The organism is Micromonospora haikouensis, assembly GCF_000876225.1.
Lineage (GTDB): Bacteria > Actinomycetota > Actinomycetes > Mycobacteriales > Micromonosporaceae > Micromonospora > Micromonospora haikouensis.
The window spans coordinates 862,898-877,897 of record NZ_JXSX01000003.1 but is presented as its reverse complement, the minus strand read 5'-3'; the positions used below and the strand labels follow the sequence as shown (position 1 = coordinate 877,897).

Below are 15,000 nucleotides of genomic sequence, written 5' to 3'. Positions count from 1 at the left end.
CCCCGCTGGTCGACCCCGCTCAGGCCGTGGCACGCCAGCGGTAGAACCCCGTCACCACCGCGTCCACCGGACCGCCCCAGGTGTCCGGGTCGAACGGCGGGATCTTCGACGTCTTCGGTGGGGCTGGTTGGTTCAGCGCTCGTTCTGTTCCTGAAAGTCGACGATGGCTTCGCCGTTCTCCCGGGCCCAGTCGGTCAGCACTTTGATCGGCTCGACCAGGGTCTGTCCGAGTGAGGTGAGGCTGTACTCGACGCGCGGGGGCGCCTCGGCGTAGGCGTGGCGTTCGACCAGGCCGTACGCCTGTAGGCGGCGCAGGGTCTGGGTGAGGACCTTGTGGGAGATGCCGCCGATGAGGTCGGCCAGTTCGCCGGGCCGCCGGGGTTGCCGGCTGAGCGCGAACAGCACGATCACCGCCCACTTCTCGGCGATGATCTCGACGGCCAGGCGGGTGGGGCAGTCGGCGAGGAAGACCTGGCCGGGAGCGCTGTCCACAAGGCCAAAAGTTACCAGCAGGTTCCTATCGGCTCCGTAGCGTTTCCCGGTGAAGCCCTTCAGGAGCACCAGGAGCCAACCATGCCACGAGTAGTCGTGTTCGACGAGACAGGCGGTCCGGACGTTCTGCGCGTCGTCGATGAGCCGGTCGTCGAGCCTGCTGCCGGTGAGGTACGCGTCCGGATCGAGGCCTTCGCCGTCAACCCGCTCGACCAGATGGTCCGGGGCGGGCAGTCCCCGCGGCCCGTGCAGTTGCCGCACGCCCGGCTGGGCGTCGAGGGGACCGGTGTGATCGACGCGCTCGGGTCCGGGGTGACCGGGCTGGCCGTCGGCGACCCGGTCATCCTGGGGGCGATACCCGACTTCGAGACCAGGGGCTCCTACGCCGAGTACACCACGCTGTCGGCCGACCGGGTGGTGCGACGGCCCGCCGGGCTGGAGCCCGTCGGTGCGGCGGCGCTCTGGGTGTCGTACTTCACCGCCTACGGTGCGCTGGTGGAGAGGGCCGGGATGCGGCCCGGGGACCAGATCCTGATCACTGCGGCGTCGGGCGGCGTCGGGCGGGCCGCGATCCAGATCGCCAACCAGATCGGCGCCGTACCGATCGCGGTCACCCGACACAGCGCCAAGGTGGAGAGCCTGTTGGCCGCCGGAGCCGCCGTAGTGATCGCCACCGACCGGGAGGACGTCGCGGAGGCCACCCGGCGGCACACCGGCGGGGTGGGCGCCGACATCATCCTGGACGCCGTCATGGGCCCGGGCCTGGCGGAACTGTCGCTGGCCGCGAAGCTCGGCGGCACCCTGGCCACGGTGGGCTGGCTGGACCCACGGCCGGCGTCGTTCCCGGCGAATCCGTCGCTAACCGTCTACCGCTACATGAGTTCCGCGGACATGGTCGATCCGGTGACGGCCCGGCGCGTCGCCGCGTTCCTGACCGCCGGTGTCCGCACCGGCGTGCTGCAGCCGGCGGTGGACCGGGTGTTCTCGTTGGGCGACATCATCGAGGCTCACCGGTACCTGGAGAAGGGAACGGCGGCGGGCAAGATCGTGGTGACGCCGTAGTCGTCGGCAAGGCAACGGGTCGGCGAGGCCCAGCCCTGGAGGGCGACGGTGCCCGCCGAGGTGGTTCGGCGGCTGGTGGAAGGGCAGGGAAAGCCGGGCGCGTACCAGGTTCAGTGAACGCTGTCAGGCCCCCGTGACCGGCCAGCCTCCGGCCGCGCTGGCGCCGCTGCGGCAGCGCATCACCGCTGCCCGCGAGTCCGCCACCGCGACGATCAGCCACCTCGACGGCACGGCGTCGAACAGGTCTTCGGGCTGCTCGTACACCGCGCCGGCACCGCCGGGCAGACCCGGGGACTTTTCGTGGTTCAAGCGAAAGTTCGCCGCGGTTGGGCAGAAGGTATGGACAGCGGGATCGAAGCAGCTTAATGTCTTCGGCATCACGAAAGTGTTTCGGCGAGGTGAACCGGCGGCGCGGTGATCCATCGACCCCCCTCCCCCGCTACGGCTTCCGGCGCGACGGCGCGCGCCCCGCCCTGGCATTCGAACGTCAGGAAGGGACGGACGGACAGTGTCCAACCACGACGGCGCGCTCGGCCGGCGAACAACGTCGGTCAGCTCCGCACTACTACTGGTGGCCGCCGCCGGGCTGGTCGCCCTCGGCAGCCCGGCCCCCGCCCAGGCCCACACCATCACCCCCACCGACTTCCAGCAGGTCACCCTGGCCAAGGGGGTAGCCGAGGTCGGCGAGCCCATGACCATCGCGGTGCTGCCCGACCGGTCGGTGTTGCACACCGCGCGCAACGGCACGCTGCGTCGTACCGACGCGGCCGGCACCACCACCGTGGTCGGCACGATCCCCGTCTACACCCACGACGAGGAGGGCCTGCAGGGCGTCGGGGTGGACCCGAACTTCACCACCAACCGGCACGTCTACCTGTACCACGCCCCGCCGCTGTCCACCCCCGCCGGGGACGCCCCGGCCACCGGCACGGACTTCTCCGCCTGGCAGGGTGTGAACCGGCTGTCCCGGTTCACCCTCAACGCCGACTGGACGCTGAACACGTCCAGCCAGGTCACCGTCCTGGACGTGCCAGCCGACCGGGGCATCTGCTGCCACGTCGGCGGGGACATCGACTTCGACGCGGCCGGGAACCTGTACCTGTCGACCGGCGACGACAGCAACCCGTTCGACTCCGCCGGATACGCGCCGATCGACGAGCGGACCAACCGCAACCCCGCGTACGACGCGCAGCGCAGCGCGGCCAACAGCAACGACCTGCGCGGCAAGATCCTGCGGATCAAGGTGAACGCGGACGGGAGCTACTCCATCCCGGCCGGGAACATGTTCGCCCCGGGCACCGCGCGGACCCGTCCGGAGATCTACGCGATGGGGTTCCGTAACCCGTTCCGGATGAGCGTGGACAAGGCCACCGGCGTCGTCTACGTCGGCGACTACGGCCCGGACGCCGGCACCACCAGCACGCGCGGCCCCAGTGGGCAGGTCGAGTTCAACAGGGTGACCGGGCCGGGCAACTACGGCTGGCCGTACTGCACCGGTGCCAACACCGCCACCGAGACGTACGCGGAGTGGGACTTCGCCGCCGGCACCGCGGGCGCCAAGTACGACTGCACCGGCGGGCCGACCAACAACTCGTTCCGCAACACCGGCCTGCCCACCCTGCCCGGGGCGCAACCGGCCTGGATCCGGTACGCCGGTGACGCCGGCAGCCCGCCGGAGTTCGGTGGCGGCTCCGAGTCGCCGATGGCCGGCCCGGTCTACCGCTACAGCGCGTCGAACCCGTCCACCACGAAGTTCCCGCAGTCCTTCGACGGCCAGTTCTTCGCCGCCGAGCTGGGCCGGGGCTGGATCAAGCCCATCCACGTGAACGCCGACGGCTCCCGGGGCGCCATCGACGCGTCGTTCCCCTGGAACGGCAAGCAGGTCATGGACTCCGCGTTCGGCCCGGACGGCGCGCTGTACGTCCTCGACTACGGCACCGGCTACTTCAACGGTGACGCCAACTCGGCGCTGTACCGGTACGACTACGTCGCCGGTGGCAACCGCGCGCCGACCGCCGTCGCCGCCGCCGACAGGACCTCCGGGGCGGCCCCGCTGACGGTGAACTTCTCGTCGACCGGGTCGTCGGACCCGGAGGGCGGGGCGCTGACCTACTCGTGGGCGTTCGGTGACGGCACCACCTCCACGGCGGCCAACCCCAGCAAGACGTTCACCGCCAACGGCACCTACAACGTCACCCTGACCGTCCGGGACCCGCAGGGCGCGACCGGCACCGCCAGCGTGCAGATCGGCGTCGGCAACACCGCCCCGACCGTCACCATCACCGGCCCGGCGAACGGCTCGCTCTTCTCCTACGGCGACGCGGTGCCCTTCAGCATCACCGTCACCGACCCCGAGGACGGCACCATCGACTGCGCCAAGGTCAGGATGACCTACGTGCTCGGCCACGACCAGCACGGCCACCAGATCACCTCGAAGAACGGCTGCTCCGGCTCGATCACCATCCCGGTCGACGGCGAGCACGACGACGCGGCGAACATCTTCGCGATCTTCGACGCCGAGTACACCGACGCCGGTGGGCTGACCACCCACAAGCAGCACACCCTCCAGCCGCGCAAGCGCCAGGCCGAGCACCTGAAGACCTCGTCGGGGGTGACCCTCTACGACAAGGCCCCGGCCGAGGGCGGCCGGACCGTCGGCAGCATCGACAACGGCGACTGGATCGCGTTCGAGCCGTACCGACTCGACAAGGTCACCTCGTTCAGCGCCCGGGTCTCCTCCAACGGCGTCGGCGGCACCCTCCAGGTGCGGATGGGTTCGCCCACCGGCACCGTGCTGGGCCAGGCGACCGTCCCGGTCACCGGCGGCTGGGAGACCTTCACCACCGTCACCGGCACCGTCTCCGGCGCGCCGGCCAGCACCGGCACGCTCTACCTCACCTTCGCCGGGGGCACCGGGGCGCTGTTCGACCTCGACACGTTCACGTTCGTCACCGGCGGCACCACCCCGGGCACCGGGCCGATCGTCGGGCTCGGCGGCAAGTGCCTGGACGTACGCAACGCGGCCACCACCGACGGCACCCAGATCCAGATCTACACCTGCAACGGCACCGCCGCGCAGACCTGGACGGTCACCCCGAACAGCACGGTCAAGGCGCTGGGCAAATGCCTCGACGTCTCCGGAGGGGCTTCCGCCGACGGCACGAAGATCCAACTCTGGACCTGCAACGGCAGCGGCGCACAGAACTGGTCGGCACAGACCGACGGCACACTACGCAACCCACAGTCCGGCAAGTGCCTGGACGTGTCGGACAACAACGCCACCGACGGCCAGCCCGTCCACCTGTGGACCTGTCTCTCCGCGGCCAACCAGAAGTGGACCCTGCCGTAACCCGCCTGCCGGGGCGTCCGCGGGGCGCCCCGGCACCACCCTCCACCCCGTTCGGGAGAGTGACATGCGCAGACTCCTTCGACCCGTCCTCGGCGCGGTGACCGCCGTTGCCGCAGTTCTCGCCGGTACGACGTCGGCGACTCCGGCCAGTGCGGCCGACGCCCCGTACGACGTGCTGGTGTTCTCCAAGACCGCCGGGTTCCGGCACGACTCGATCGCCGTCGGCACCCAGGCGATCCGGGAGCTCGGTGCGGCGAACGGTTTCACCGTGACCGCGACCGAGGACGCGTCCCGGTTCACCACCGCGAACCTGGCCCAGTACGAGGCGGTGGTCTTCCTCAACACCACCGGAGACGTCCTGGACGCCGCACAGCAGTCCGCCTTCGAGTCGTACGTCAACGGCGGCGGCGGGTACGTCGGCGTCCACGCCGCCGCCGACACCGAGTACGGCTGGTCGTACTACGGCAACCTGGTGGGTGGCTACTTCGCCTCGCACCCGGCCATCCAGCAGGCGAACGTCCGCATCGAGAACCGGGCGCACCCGGCCACCGGTCAGCTGCCACAGACCTTGACCCGCACCGACGAGTGGTACAACTACCAGACCAACCCGCGCGCGGGCGCCCGAGTCCTCGCCACCCTGGACGAGTCGTCGTACTCGGGCGGTTCGATGGGCGGTGACCATCCGATCTCCTGGTGCAAGACCGTCAGCTCCGGCCGGTCGTTCTACACCGGGTTGGGGCACACCCAGGGGTCGTACGCGGAGGCGGCGTTCCGCAGCCACCTGCTCGGCGGCATCCGGTACGCGGCGGGTCGGGCGAAGGCCGACTGCCGCCCGGAGACCGGCTACAGCAACCTCTACAACGGGTCCACCACCGGCTGGTCTCAGGCCGGTCCGGGCAGCTTCAGCAACTCCGACGCCACCCTCACCTCCGTCGGCGGCATGGGCCTGTACTGGTACAGCGCCAAGCAGTTCACCAACTACTCCCTGAAGCTGGACTGGCGGATGTCGGGCGACGACAACTCGGGCGTCTTCATCGGCTTCCCGCCGTCGACCGACCCCTGGTCGGCGGTGGACAACGGGTACGAGATCCAGATCGACGCCACCGACGCGGCCGACCGCACCACCGGCGCGGTCTACACCTTCCAGTCCGCCGACCTGGCCGCCCGGGACGCCGCCCTGAACCCGCCGGGAGAGTGGAACACCTACGAGCTGCTGGTCGAGGGGGAACGCCTCCAGGTCTTCCTCAACGGGCGGAAGATCAACGACTTCACCAACACCGACCCGGCCCGCTCGCTCGCCGGCCACGTCGGGCTCCAGAACCACGGTACGGGCGACGACGTGTCGTTCCGCAACGTCCGGATCAAGGAGCTGGGCGGCACCCCGCCGCCGGGCGGCAACACCACCGTGCAGGCCGAGGCGTTCAGCTCGGCCAACGGGGTCAGCGCGTTCACCAAGGCCGGGGCCAACGGCGGACAGACCCTCGGCTACGTCGACCCGGGCGACTGGGCCGCGTACCCGGGTCTCGACCTGACCGGGGTCACCTCGTTGCGGGCCCGGGTGGTCTCCGGTGGTCCGGGCGGCACCATCGGCATCCGGACCGGCTCGGCCACCGGCCCGCTGCTCGGCCAGGTGGCGGTGCCCAACACCGGAGGCTGGACCACGTACGCCGACGTCAGCACCACCCTGGCCGGGGTGCCCGCCGGTACGCAGACCGTGTACCTGACCTTCACCGGCTCCGGGACCGGCCTGTTCGACGTGGACGACTTCACCCTGGTCCGGAGCGGCGGCACCCCCGGCACCCCGGGCACCGGGCCGGTCGTCGGGCTCGGCGGCAAGTGCCTGTACGTACGCAACGCGGCCACCACCGACGGCACCCAGATCCAGATCTACACCTGCAACGGCACCGCCGCACAAACCTGGACGGTCACCCCGAACAGCACCGTCAAGGCACTCGGCAAATGCCTGGACGTCTCCGGAGGGGCTTCCGCCGACGGCACGAAGATCCAACTCTGGACCTGCAACGGCAGCGGCGCACAGAACTGGTCCGCCCAGGCCGACGGAACCCTACGCAACCCACAGTCCGGCAAGTGCCTCGACGTGTCGGACAACAACGCCACCGACGGCCAGCCCGTCCACCTGTGGACCTGCCTCTCCGCCGCCAACCAGAAGTGGACCCTGCCGTGACCCGGTAGGCGGGCAGCCCGTGCCCCCGCTGTCGGACCGGCAGCGGGGGCATGTCGGGTCTCCCGCGTCGACGCTCTGCGCGCGCTCACTTTGCTCCGCCCGCACTCCGTCCGCCGCAGGCTCCGACATGTCCTGTGCAGCAGGAGGAGCCCGAAGGCGGAGCGGGTCACAGCAAGGTGATGCCGCCGTCCACGGTGAGCTCGAATCCGATGGTGTAGGTCGCGTCGAAGGCGAGGAAGACGGCTGCGCGGGCGACCTCGTCTGGGTGGCCCATGCGCAGCATCGGGTTCTGCGCGGCGAAACCGGCGACCATCTCGTCCGCGACCTCGGTGGGCAGGTTCCGGTGCAGGATTCCGGTGTCGATCGTTCCCGGGCTCACCGCGTTCACTCGCACGCCGCGTGGCAGCAGCTCGCGGCCCAGCGTGCGGGCCATCGAGCGCAGAGCGGCCTTACTGGCCGAATAGGCGCTCATGTTCGGCATGCCGATCTCGTTCGCGACCGAGGTGGTTAGCACCACGCCGGAGTCTTCCGCGAGTAGCCCAACTAGCCGCTGCAGGGTGAAGAACGGCCCCTTGACGTTGGCGGCGAAGACAGCATCGAAGTCTTCTTCGGTCGTCGCCTCGAACGGTGTCGAATCGCCAGGGACGCCCGCGTTCAAGAACACCGCGTCCAGCGTGCCGAAGGTGTCCTTCACCTGCTCGGCGAGGGCGTCGATGTCGGCCCGGGAGGTGGCGTCGCTGCGGACAGCGATGACACCATCGATCTGTGCGTTGGCGGACCGTCCGGTCACCATCACGCTTGCGCCCCCGGCTGTCAGCAGGCGCGCGATCGACAGGCCGATTCCGCTGGTTCCGCCGGTGACGAGGGCACGCTTTCCGTCGAAGTTCCCCATGTCGTTAATTGAAGTCCGGGGCCGGTCCGGCCGTCCAATACCATTCCGGTAACCCGTTATGCACTGCGAACATGGGTATGCTTCGAGAATGCTCGTTCCCGGCTCCGATCTTGATCTTCGCCTCGTCGGCTACTTCTTGGTTGTCGCAGAGCAGGCGAACTTCGGCCGAGCGGCCGCAGCGCTGCACGTCGCGCAGCCATCGCTGAGCCGTCAGATCCAGCGCCTCGAGGAGCACCTCGGTACGCGCCTGTTCGACCGGACGCCGCAGGGCAGCCGGCTCACCGCAGCCGGTCACGCCTTCCTGCCGCAGGCTCAGACCCTGATGCAAGCCGCTCAGGCTGCCACCGTTGCGGCGCGTGAGGCCACCACCCCGTACGAAATCATGATCGGTTACGTCAGTGATCTGGTCATCACGTCGGCGGTGCGCCGGCTCCGTCACCGACACCCGACGGCCCGGATCCGCACCCGGCACATCGGCCTTCTTGACGGCCGCGCCCTGACCGACCGTCGGGTGGACGCCCTGGTCACTCGCGCCCCGCTGGCTTTCCCCACCGACCGACTGCGCCTGCGTGACCTGTGGGCCGAGCCCCGGGTACTGGTCGTGCACCACGGCCATCGGCTGGCCGGCAAGGAATCCGTCACGGTGGATGATCTCGCCAATGAAGCCTTCCCACGCTGTCCGTCTGCGGTCACAACGTGGAACGACTTCGACCGACTCGAACCCCGCCCCGGCAAGGCACCGGTCATCGACGCGCCCCTCGACTACGAGTCCTTCCAGGACAAGCTAGACATGGTCGCCGAGGGGAGGGCCGTTCTTGTGCTGGCTGAGAGCGACCGCCGGCCGACGCTGCGCCCCGACCTCACCACGGTGCCGATCAAGGACATCGCCCCGTCCCGGGTCGTCCTGGTCACCCGCGCCTCCGACCCCAACCCTTTGATCGCCGAGTTCCTCGCCCTGGCCGCGACGCCCGCGTAAGCGCCAGGTAACTCGGTGCCGGTTCCGGACTTTCTCCGGCCCGGGTGCACCATCCGCTCCAGCGCCGCGAGCTTCTCGACGTCGCGGATCTCCGATGGCGGCTCCTGGTCCAAGCGCGACCACCAGGTACCGGCAGGTACGGTCCTCCGTACGCGGCTCCGACCAGCAGGCCGTCGTCGCTCCGCCTCCGCAGCGATCATGCTGAACCCAGGGTCGGACGGCCTCATCCGGAAGTTGCGAGGGTTGGAAGCGGTAACGGAGGTCGCCTCATCGCTGTGGCAGGAGACCCAGGAGCACCACGTGCGCTGGTCTGCTGACCGGGCAGAGCCACAGCGGGGACGACAGCCGAGCCGGCGTGTGTTGTCGCAGCTCTCGCTCCGGGAGGCCTGCCACGAGGGGCAGCGATTCCGCCTGCATCGTACGAGCTTCTGCGGTTGTCAAGCACACTCAACCACCGCTACGTCATACGGTGCACAGATGATACATACCGGTGTCCGAGGGGGGACTTGAACCCCCACGCCCTATACGGGCACTAGCACCTCAAGCTAGCGCGTCTGCCATTCCGCCACCCGGACCTACTCGCTCAGCCTACCGTGTCGACCAGAGGTGACTTCGCCACCCTTTGGCCGCCCCGGTGGGCCGCACGGGGGCTTACTTTACACGGCGCACGTGGATCATGCACATCACCCTCGGGCCGCGACGTCCGCCCAGCTCAGAGGCGGCGACGGCCGGCCTTGAGGGTGCCTTGGAACGATCATGGCCGACCCGGCGGGTGGCGTCGGGACGCCCTCTCCGGGCAGCATGGCTGACGTGTCACAGCCCTCTCCCCTGGCCGCACTCCAGCACCGGGCGCTCGCGCTGCGCGCCGCCGGCGACGTCGTGGCTGCCTGCCGGCTGTTGGCCGACGCGATCGACCCGCTGAGGGCCAGCTTCGGCGAGGACCATCCGGAGGTCCTGGGCACCGCCCACCTGCTGGCCCGCCTGCATCGCGAGGCCGACGACCCGGCCGCCGCGCGACGCGTACTGGAGGAGGCCCTCGCGGCCGGCGAGCGCCGGTGGCATCCCGCGGACCCGCTGATGCTCGCGTTCTCCTTCGATCTCGCCTCGGTCGCCGAGGAGCTGGGCAACCGACACGAGGCCCGCCGCCACTACGCCCGGGTGGCCGATGCCGGTCCCGCCGCGCTCGGTGCGGACCACCCGGCGGTGCAGGCGGCTCGGCACTACCTCGGGGGCGCGGGGGCGGGCACGGCGCCGCCTCTTCCTCCCGGTCCGTCCGTTACCCCCGGGCCGCGCGATTCGACCAGGCCCCCGGTGCCGCCGGCGTTCCCGCGTCAGCCACCGCCACCACTGCCGGTGTCCGCCCCGCCACGGCAACTGCCGCCGCCCCCGCCACCGCCCCGGATCCCGGCGCCGTCCCGGTCGCCGGAGTCCACCGCGCCCGCCACCACCCGGCACGTGTCGGAGCCGCCGCACCCGGCGACAGCGCCGGGCGTCCCGCCAGTGCCGCCGGTGGCCGCTCCCCCGACGGCTGCGGCGAAGCCCTCATCCGGCACCGACGCGCCGCAGCCGCAGCCGGTCTCGCCATGGGCTCCGCAGGCGGCTCCGCCGGCACCACGGATCCCGGCTCCCCCACGGCCGGGGCCCGGAGGGCAGGGCGGGCCGGTGCCGCCTCCGCCGGTGTCGGCCGCGCACGGCGGGACGGTCGCACCGCGACAAGCGCAACCGGAGACGATGCGGGCCGGCGGTCCCGCACCGGCCGACGCGGCTTCGGCCTGGGCACCGCAGCCGGCGGCCGAGGGCTGTCGCCCGGCACCCGCTTCGCAGGCTCCGGCCCCGGCTGTCCCGCCCACACCGCGCACCGCGCCAGCCCCACCGCGCACCGCGCCGGCTCCGCCGGGCCCGCGCGCGCCCGCCGAGCCGGGGCCGCAGCCGTCGCCGCCGCCCGCCCCGGCTCGCGGTTGGGACGAGCCGACCATCCAGGTACGGCAGATCGACCCCCTGCTGCGGGAGGAGGCCGCCCGGCAGGAGGCCATCCGGGCGGCGACCGGACCGGGCGGCGACAGCTCGTCGGCCCCGGCGATCGGGGCGGGCCCTTCCGTGGGCGCTTCGCCGGTCAGCGGGCCCGTGAGCGACGCGCCCGCCAGCGCCCCGCCTGCGCGCGAAACACCGGTCGATGGTCGACCCGTCAGCGGCGCTCCGGTCAGTGGGAGCCCGGTCAGTGCAAGCCCAGTCAGCAGCGCCCCGGTCAGTGCAAGCCCGGTCAGCGGCACTCCGGTCAGCGGGTCGCCCGTGCCGCCGTGGGGCATGACCGCACCGCCCTGGAGCAGGGTCTCGCCGCCGCAGTCGCCGGCCGAACCGGTCGGCGCGGAACCCACCGCCCGGGACGACGCTGAGCCCACCGCCCCGATCGGAGCTGAGTCCACCGCACCGGGCTGGGCGGGCCACCCGCCCGCCGAGAGCACGCACCCGTCGAGGCCGATCGGCCAGGGCCACGGGGCAGCGCAGCCGGACGTGCCCGTGCCGCCACCGGCACCGGACCGCCGACCGGCGGCTCGACCCCACCAGCCGCCGTGGCCCGGTCAGGGAGCGGTCGAGCCGGGACCGGTCGGCCACGGGCACGCACCGGTCGAGCACGGGCCGGTCGAGCACGGTCCGGTCGCACAGGGGTGGGACGGGCAGCCGGGGCAGGGCGGGCCGGCGTGGCCCGAGCGGGGCGGCCGGGAAGCCGACGACGGTTACCCGTCCCCGCGCGAGGCGTGGCAGACGACGTACCCCCAGGAGGAACAGGCCGGGCGCGGCCGGCTGCTGGTCGTCGTGGCCGTGGTGGTGGCCCTGGTCGTGCTCGTGGTCATGGTCGGCGTCGCGGTGCTGGTGCTCGGCCGCGACGGGGCGCCGCCGCCAACGCAGGCGACGCCGCCGTCGGCGGCGGCCGGGCCGACGGTGGACGGACCGCCGCCGGGTGACCTGAAGCTGCGCGACGACAGCAGCACGATCACCCTGACCTGGACGGACCCGTCGGCCGGCGCGGTGCCGTTCATGGTGGCCGGCGGCCGGGCCGGGCAGAAGCTGGGGGTGATGGCCACGGTGGACCCGGGGCAGACCAGCTACACGGTGAACGGGCTGAACGCCCGGGTGGACTACTGCTTCACGGTGCTCGCCGTGTACTCGACCGACGCGTTCGCCACGTCCGGGCAGGTGTGCACGCAGCGGGAGCGGACCGCGACACCGCGCTGATCGACCGTCCACATGGCATGCACGCTGGGTGCGCACGGGCCGACGGTGCGGGTTTCCCCTGTCTCAGGGTGGCCATATGATGGCACCCGGCTCACGGGAGGGTCGCCGGTGGACGGCGGTCACCTGCCACGACGACACGGGGAGGCAGCCGCTTGTGGCCATCATCGACGACGCCGTGAGCACGGAACCGGGTGCGTCCCGCCGGCGGCGCTGGCGCGGTGGCCTGGTCACCGTCGGCACGGTGTCCGCGCTGCTGGCCGCGATGGGGCTCACCGTCCTCGGGTTGGGCGCCGCCGACAACGCGGTGGCCAACTACGACGCCAGCAGTTGGCTGTGGAGCGCGGCGCGCAGCGAGCTGGCGCGGGTCAACGGCGTGACGGCGCGGGTGGACACGCGGGTGGAGGTGCCCGACTCCCGGCGGCACCCGGTGCAGGTCGTCCAGACCGACCGGCTGCTGGTCCTGCGCGACCTGAACACGGGGCAGGTCAGCTCGCTGGACCTGGCCACCCTCCAGATCACCGCCACCACCCGGACCACCCCCGGGCTGGGCGTCAACGTGGCGCTGCACGAGGATGCCGCGTTCGTGGTGGACGCCGTGCAGGGCATCGTCCGGCAGCTCGACCCGCGTTCCCTGGCCCCGGTGGGCGAGCCGGTGCACTACCCGCCGGGCATCACCGGCGGGGCGTTCGACGGCGAGGGCCGGCTGTGGGTCGCCGTGCCGGCCGAGGGCACCGTCTCGGCGGTCACGGCGGCGGAGCTGCCGTCCGAGCCGGGCTCCGCCGCGCCGCCGGGAAGCGGCATCTCGCCGAAGAGGATCGAGACGTACGACGTCGCGGAGCCCAGCCACGAGCTGGTGGTGTCCACGCTGGACGACGGGGTGGCGGTGCTCGACCGAACGGCCGGCGCTTTGGTGCGGGTGCAGCGCGGCGAGGTGGTCCGCACGCCGCTGACGATCGCCGGTCCGGGGTCGCTGCCGGCGCGTACGAGCGGGCCGAAGGTGCCGGTGACCGTCCCCGGCGAGCGGAAGGTGCACGTGATCGGCGCGGGCGGCGAGGAGCGGCAGTTCACCGTGCCGGGGCGGGGCGACAAGCTCAGCCCGGCCGTGGCGTGGGCGGACCGCTTCTACTGCGCCGACGAGTCGACGGGCACCGTCTACTCCTTCGACGCTTCCGGCCAGCTCGTCGACACGATCGGCGGCAAGGGTTCCACCGGCCCGCTGGAGCTGGAGGTGCGGGAGAACCGGCTGTTCATCAACGCGCCGGACTCGTCGACCGCCCGGGTCGTCGACGACAAGCACCAGGTGCGCGAGGTCAACAAGTACGCCAACGACGTGCTCGGCGGCGACCCGCCGCCGGTGCCCCCGCCGCCGCCACCGCCGAAGAAGCCGAAGGTGGGCAAGCCGAGCGCGCCGCGCAGCGTCACCGCGTCGGCCGGCAACGCGCGGGCCCGGGTGAGCTGGCGGCCGGCGGCCGCGAACGGTGCGGAGATCATCCGGTACGTGGTGGAGGGTGCCGGCGAGCGCCGCGAGGTGGGTGCCAACCAGCGGTCGGTGGAGGTCACGGGCCTGACCAACGGCGAGACGTACCGGTTCTCGGTGCACGCGGTCAACGCCAAGGGTGACGGCCCGGCGCGGTCCAGCAACCCGGTGACGCCGACCGCGGCGGTTCCGGATCCGCCGTCGGGCGTGACGGCCGAGGCCCGGCCCGACGGCACGGTCCTGGTGAAGTGGCCGGCGGCGAACGGCCAGGGCAACACCATCGCGAAGTACGCGGTGACGGCGAACTCGGCGGGCGCCAACGCGCCGGCCGGCGAGTCGTCGAAGACGGAGCTGGTGGTGCCGGCCGGCGAGCTGGACTACGGCACGCAGTACGCGTTCACGGTCGTGTCGGTCAACGACAGGGGCGCCGGGTCGGCGGCCTCCCCGGTGAGCAACAGCGTGGTGCCGTTCGCCGCGCCCGGCGCGCCGGTCGACCTGCGGGCGACGACGGTGGCGAACCGGCCGGGCACCGTGGCGGTGCAGTGGTCGCCGGCCGCGGCCAACGGCCGGCCGGTGACGAAGTACCTGGTGGACGCGGGGGGCCGCAGCAGCGAGGTGACCGACACCCGGGCCACCGTGGACGGCCTGGGCGACGGGCAGAGCGTCACGGTGACGGTGAAGGCGGTCAACGAGGCGGGTCCGGGCGCGGCGGCGACGGCCAACGCCCGCACGGTGGCGCCGCCCCGGGTCACGGTCACCGGTTCGTCGGCGACGGCCACGGCGGTCACGGTGAACTTCACGGTGGACGCCGGCGGCGGGCAGGCCACCTGCACGGTCAGCGTCCCGGGCGAGAAGCCGGTCACGGCGCGCAACTGCGCCAGCGCGACCGTGCCGGGCCTGACGCCGGGCACGGCGTACACGGCGACGGTGACGGCCAGCAACGCCGCCGGGGAGGGCACGGCGAAGCGGGCGCAGAGCACGGATCCGCTGTACGGGATCGCGACGTGCAACAACGGTCCCGACGGCGACCAGCGGACGTACTGCGACAAGGACGTGGCCGGCCGCAACGGCAACGAGATCTTCTCTGTTCCCCAGCAGGACAACGACAAGCAGGTCGGCTGGGCCAGACCGGGCACCCGGTTGAAGGCGTACTGCAAGCGGCAGGGCGAGAACGTCGACTCCTGGATCTACAACGACCAGAAGCAGAGCAGCTGGTGGGTGCGGGTCGAGTTCGAGGGGAAGAACTACATCCCGTGGGCCTGGCTCAACCTCGAAGGCGGCGACAACATCAACGTCCTGCCGACCTGCTGACCGCGCCACCAGGCAAGGAGCA

The 15,000-nt window shown here is 71.9% G+C and carries 9 protein-coding genes, 1 tRNA gene and 1 pseudogene; 7 read left to right on the top strand and 4 right to left on the bottom strand.

Going from position 1 to position 15,000, the window contains the following annotated elements:
- Nucleotides 1–132: 132 nt before the first annotated feature.
- Nucleotides 133–492: a winged helix-turn-helix transcriptional regulator gene (locus TK50_RS25450; RefSeq protein ID WP_043967759.1), complete on the bottom strand. Its 360-nt coding sequence runs from the start codon at nucleotides 490–492 to the stop codon at nucleotides 133–135.
- Nucleotides 493–573: 81 nt separating this feature from the next.
- Here TK50_RS25450 and TK50_RS25445 point away from each other — a divergent pair, with 81 nt between their 5' ends.
- Nucleotides 574–1,554, top strand: coding sequence for a zinc-dependent alcohol dehydrogenase family protein (locus tag TK50_RS25445; RefSeq protein ID WP_043967758.1), 981 nt, complete (start codon nucleotides 574–576; stop codon nucleotides 1,552–1,554).
- 123 nt (nucleotides 1,555–1,677) lie between these two features.
- Here TK50_RS25445 and TK50_RS33850 read toward each other — a convergent pair whose 3' ends face one another.
- The gene (locus TK50_RS33850) at nucleotides 1,678–1,977 is read right to left on the bottom strand and encodes a hypothetical protein (RefSeq protein ID WP_144420386.1); all 300 of its coding nucleotides are present in this window, start codon (nucleotides 1,975–1,977) and stop codon (nucleotides 1,678–1,680) included.
- Nucleotides 1,978–2,062: 85 nt separating this feature from the next.
- Here TK50_RS33850 and TK50_RS25440 point away from each other — a divergent pair, with 85 nt between their 5' ends.
- Together TK50_RS25440 and TK50_RS25435 are read left to right on the top strand one after the other, a co-directional pair.
- Nucleotides 2,063–4,903, top strand: a complete 2,841-nt coding sequence (locus TK50_RS25440) for a PQQ-dependent sugar dehydrogenase (RefSeq protein WP_043967756.1) — start codon at nucleotides 2,063–2,065, stop codon at nucleotides 4,901–4,903.
- Between the two features lie 64 nt (nucleotides 4,904–4,967).
- On the top strand, nucleotides 4,968–7,088 hold the full coding sequence (locus TK50_RS25435) for a ThuA domain-containing protein (protein WP_043967754.1): 2,121 nt from the start codon (nucleotides 4,968–4,970) through the stop codon (nucleotides 7,086–7,088).
- A gap of 166 nt (nucleotides 7,089–7,254) precedes the next feature.
- Here TK50_RS25435 and TK50_RS25430 read toward each other — a convergent pair whose 3' ends face one another.
- Nucleotides 7,255–7,980, bottom strand: coding sequence for an SDR family oxidoreductase (locus tag TK50_RS25430; RefSeq protein ID WP_043967751.1), 726 nt, complete (start codon nucleotides 7,978–7,980; stop codon nucleotides 7,255–7,257).
- A gap of 88 nt (nucleotides 7,981–8,068) precedes the next feature.
- Here TK50_RS25430 and TK50_RS25425 point away from each other — a divergent pair, with 88 nt between their 5' ends.
- The gene (locus tag TK50_RS25425) at nucleotides 8,069–8,956 is read left to right on the top strand and encodes a LysR family transcriptional regulator (protein ID WP_043967749.1); all 888 of its coding nucleotides are present in this window, start codon (nucleotides 8,069–8,071) and stop codon (nucleotides 8,954–8,956) included.
- A 491-nt stretch (nucleotides 8,957–9,447) separates the two neighbouring features.
- On the opposite strand, the gene TK50_RS25420 is transcribed toward TK50_RS25425, so the two are convergent.
- A tRNA-Leu gene (locus tag TK50_RS25420) sits at nucleotides 9,448–9,531 on the bottom strand.
- A 181-nt stretch (nucleotides 9,532–9,712) separates the two neighbouring features.
- On the opposite strand from TK50_RS25420, the pseudogene TK50_RS35135 reads away from it, so the two are divergent.
- The 3 genes and pseudogenes from TK50_RS35135 to TK50_RS25405 form a co-directional block, all read left to right on the top strand.
- Nucleotides 9,713–9,940, top strand: a pseudogene (locus TK50_RS35135) (hypothetical protein); the annotation flags it as partial.
- 1,320 nt (nucleotides 9,941–11,260) lie between these two features.
- Complete coding sequence (locus tag TK50_RS35130) at nucleotides 11,261–12,190, top strand: fibronectin type III domain-containing protein (RefSeq protein ID WP_052503908.1); 930 nt, start codon at nucleotides 11,261–11,263, stop codon at nucleotides 12,188–12,190.
- Between the two features lie 154 nt (nucleotides 12,191–12,344).
- The gene (locus TK50_RS25405) at nucleotides 12,345–14,978 is read left to right on the top strand and encodes a fibronectin type III domain-containing protein (RefSeq protein ID WP_043967744.1); all 2,634 of its coding nucleotides are present in this window, start codon (nucleotides 12,345–12,347) and stop codon (nucleotides 14,976–14,978) included.
- Nucleotides 14,979–15,000: the final 22 nt, after the last annotated feature.

Coding starts and splice junctions, on each gene's coding strand:
- TK50_RS33850 (WP_144420386.1), bottom strand. CDS start 1,977: ATGGATCACCGCGCCGCCGGTTCACCTCGCCGAAACACTTTCGTGATG.
- TK50_RS35130 (WP_052503908.1), top strand. CDS start 11,261: ATGACCGCACCGCCCTGGAGCAGGGTCTCGCCGCCGCAGTCGCCGGCC.
- TK50_RS25445 (WP_043967758.1), top strand. CDS start 574: ATGCCACGAGTAGTCGTGTTCGACGAGACAGGCGGTCCGGACGTTCTG.
- TK50_RS25435 (WP_043967754.1), top strand. CDS start 4,968: ATGCGCAGACTCCTTCGACCCGTCCTCGGCGCGGTGACCGCCGTTGCC.
- TK50_RS25430 (WP_043967751.1), bottom strand. CDS start 7,980: ATGGGGAACTTCGACGGAAAGCGTGCCCTCGTCACCGGCGGAACCAGC.
- TK50_RS25425 (WP_043967749.1), top strand. CDS start 8,069: ATGCTCGTTCCCGGCTCCGATCTTGATCTTCGCCTCGTCGGCTACTTC.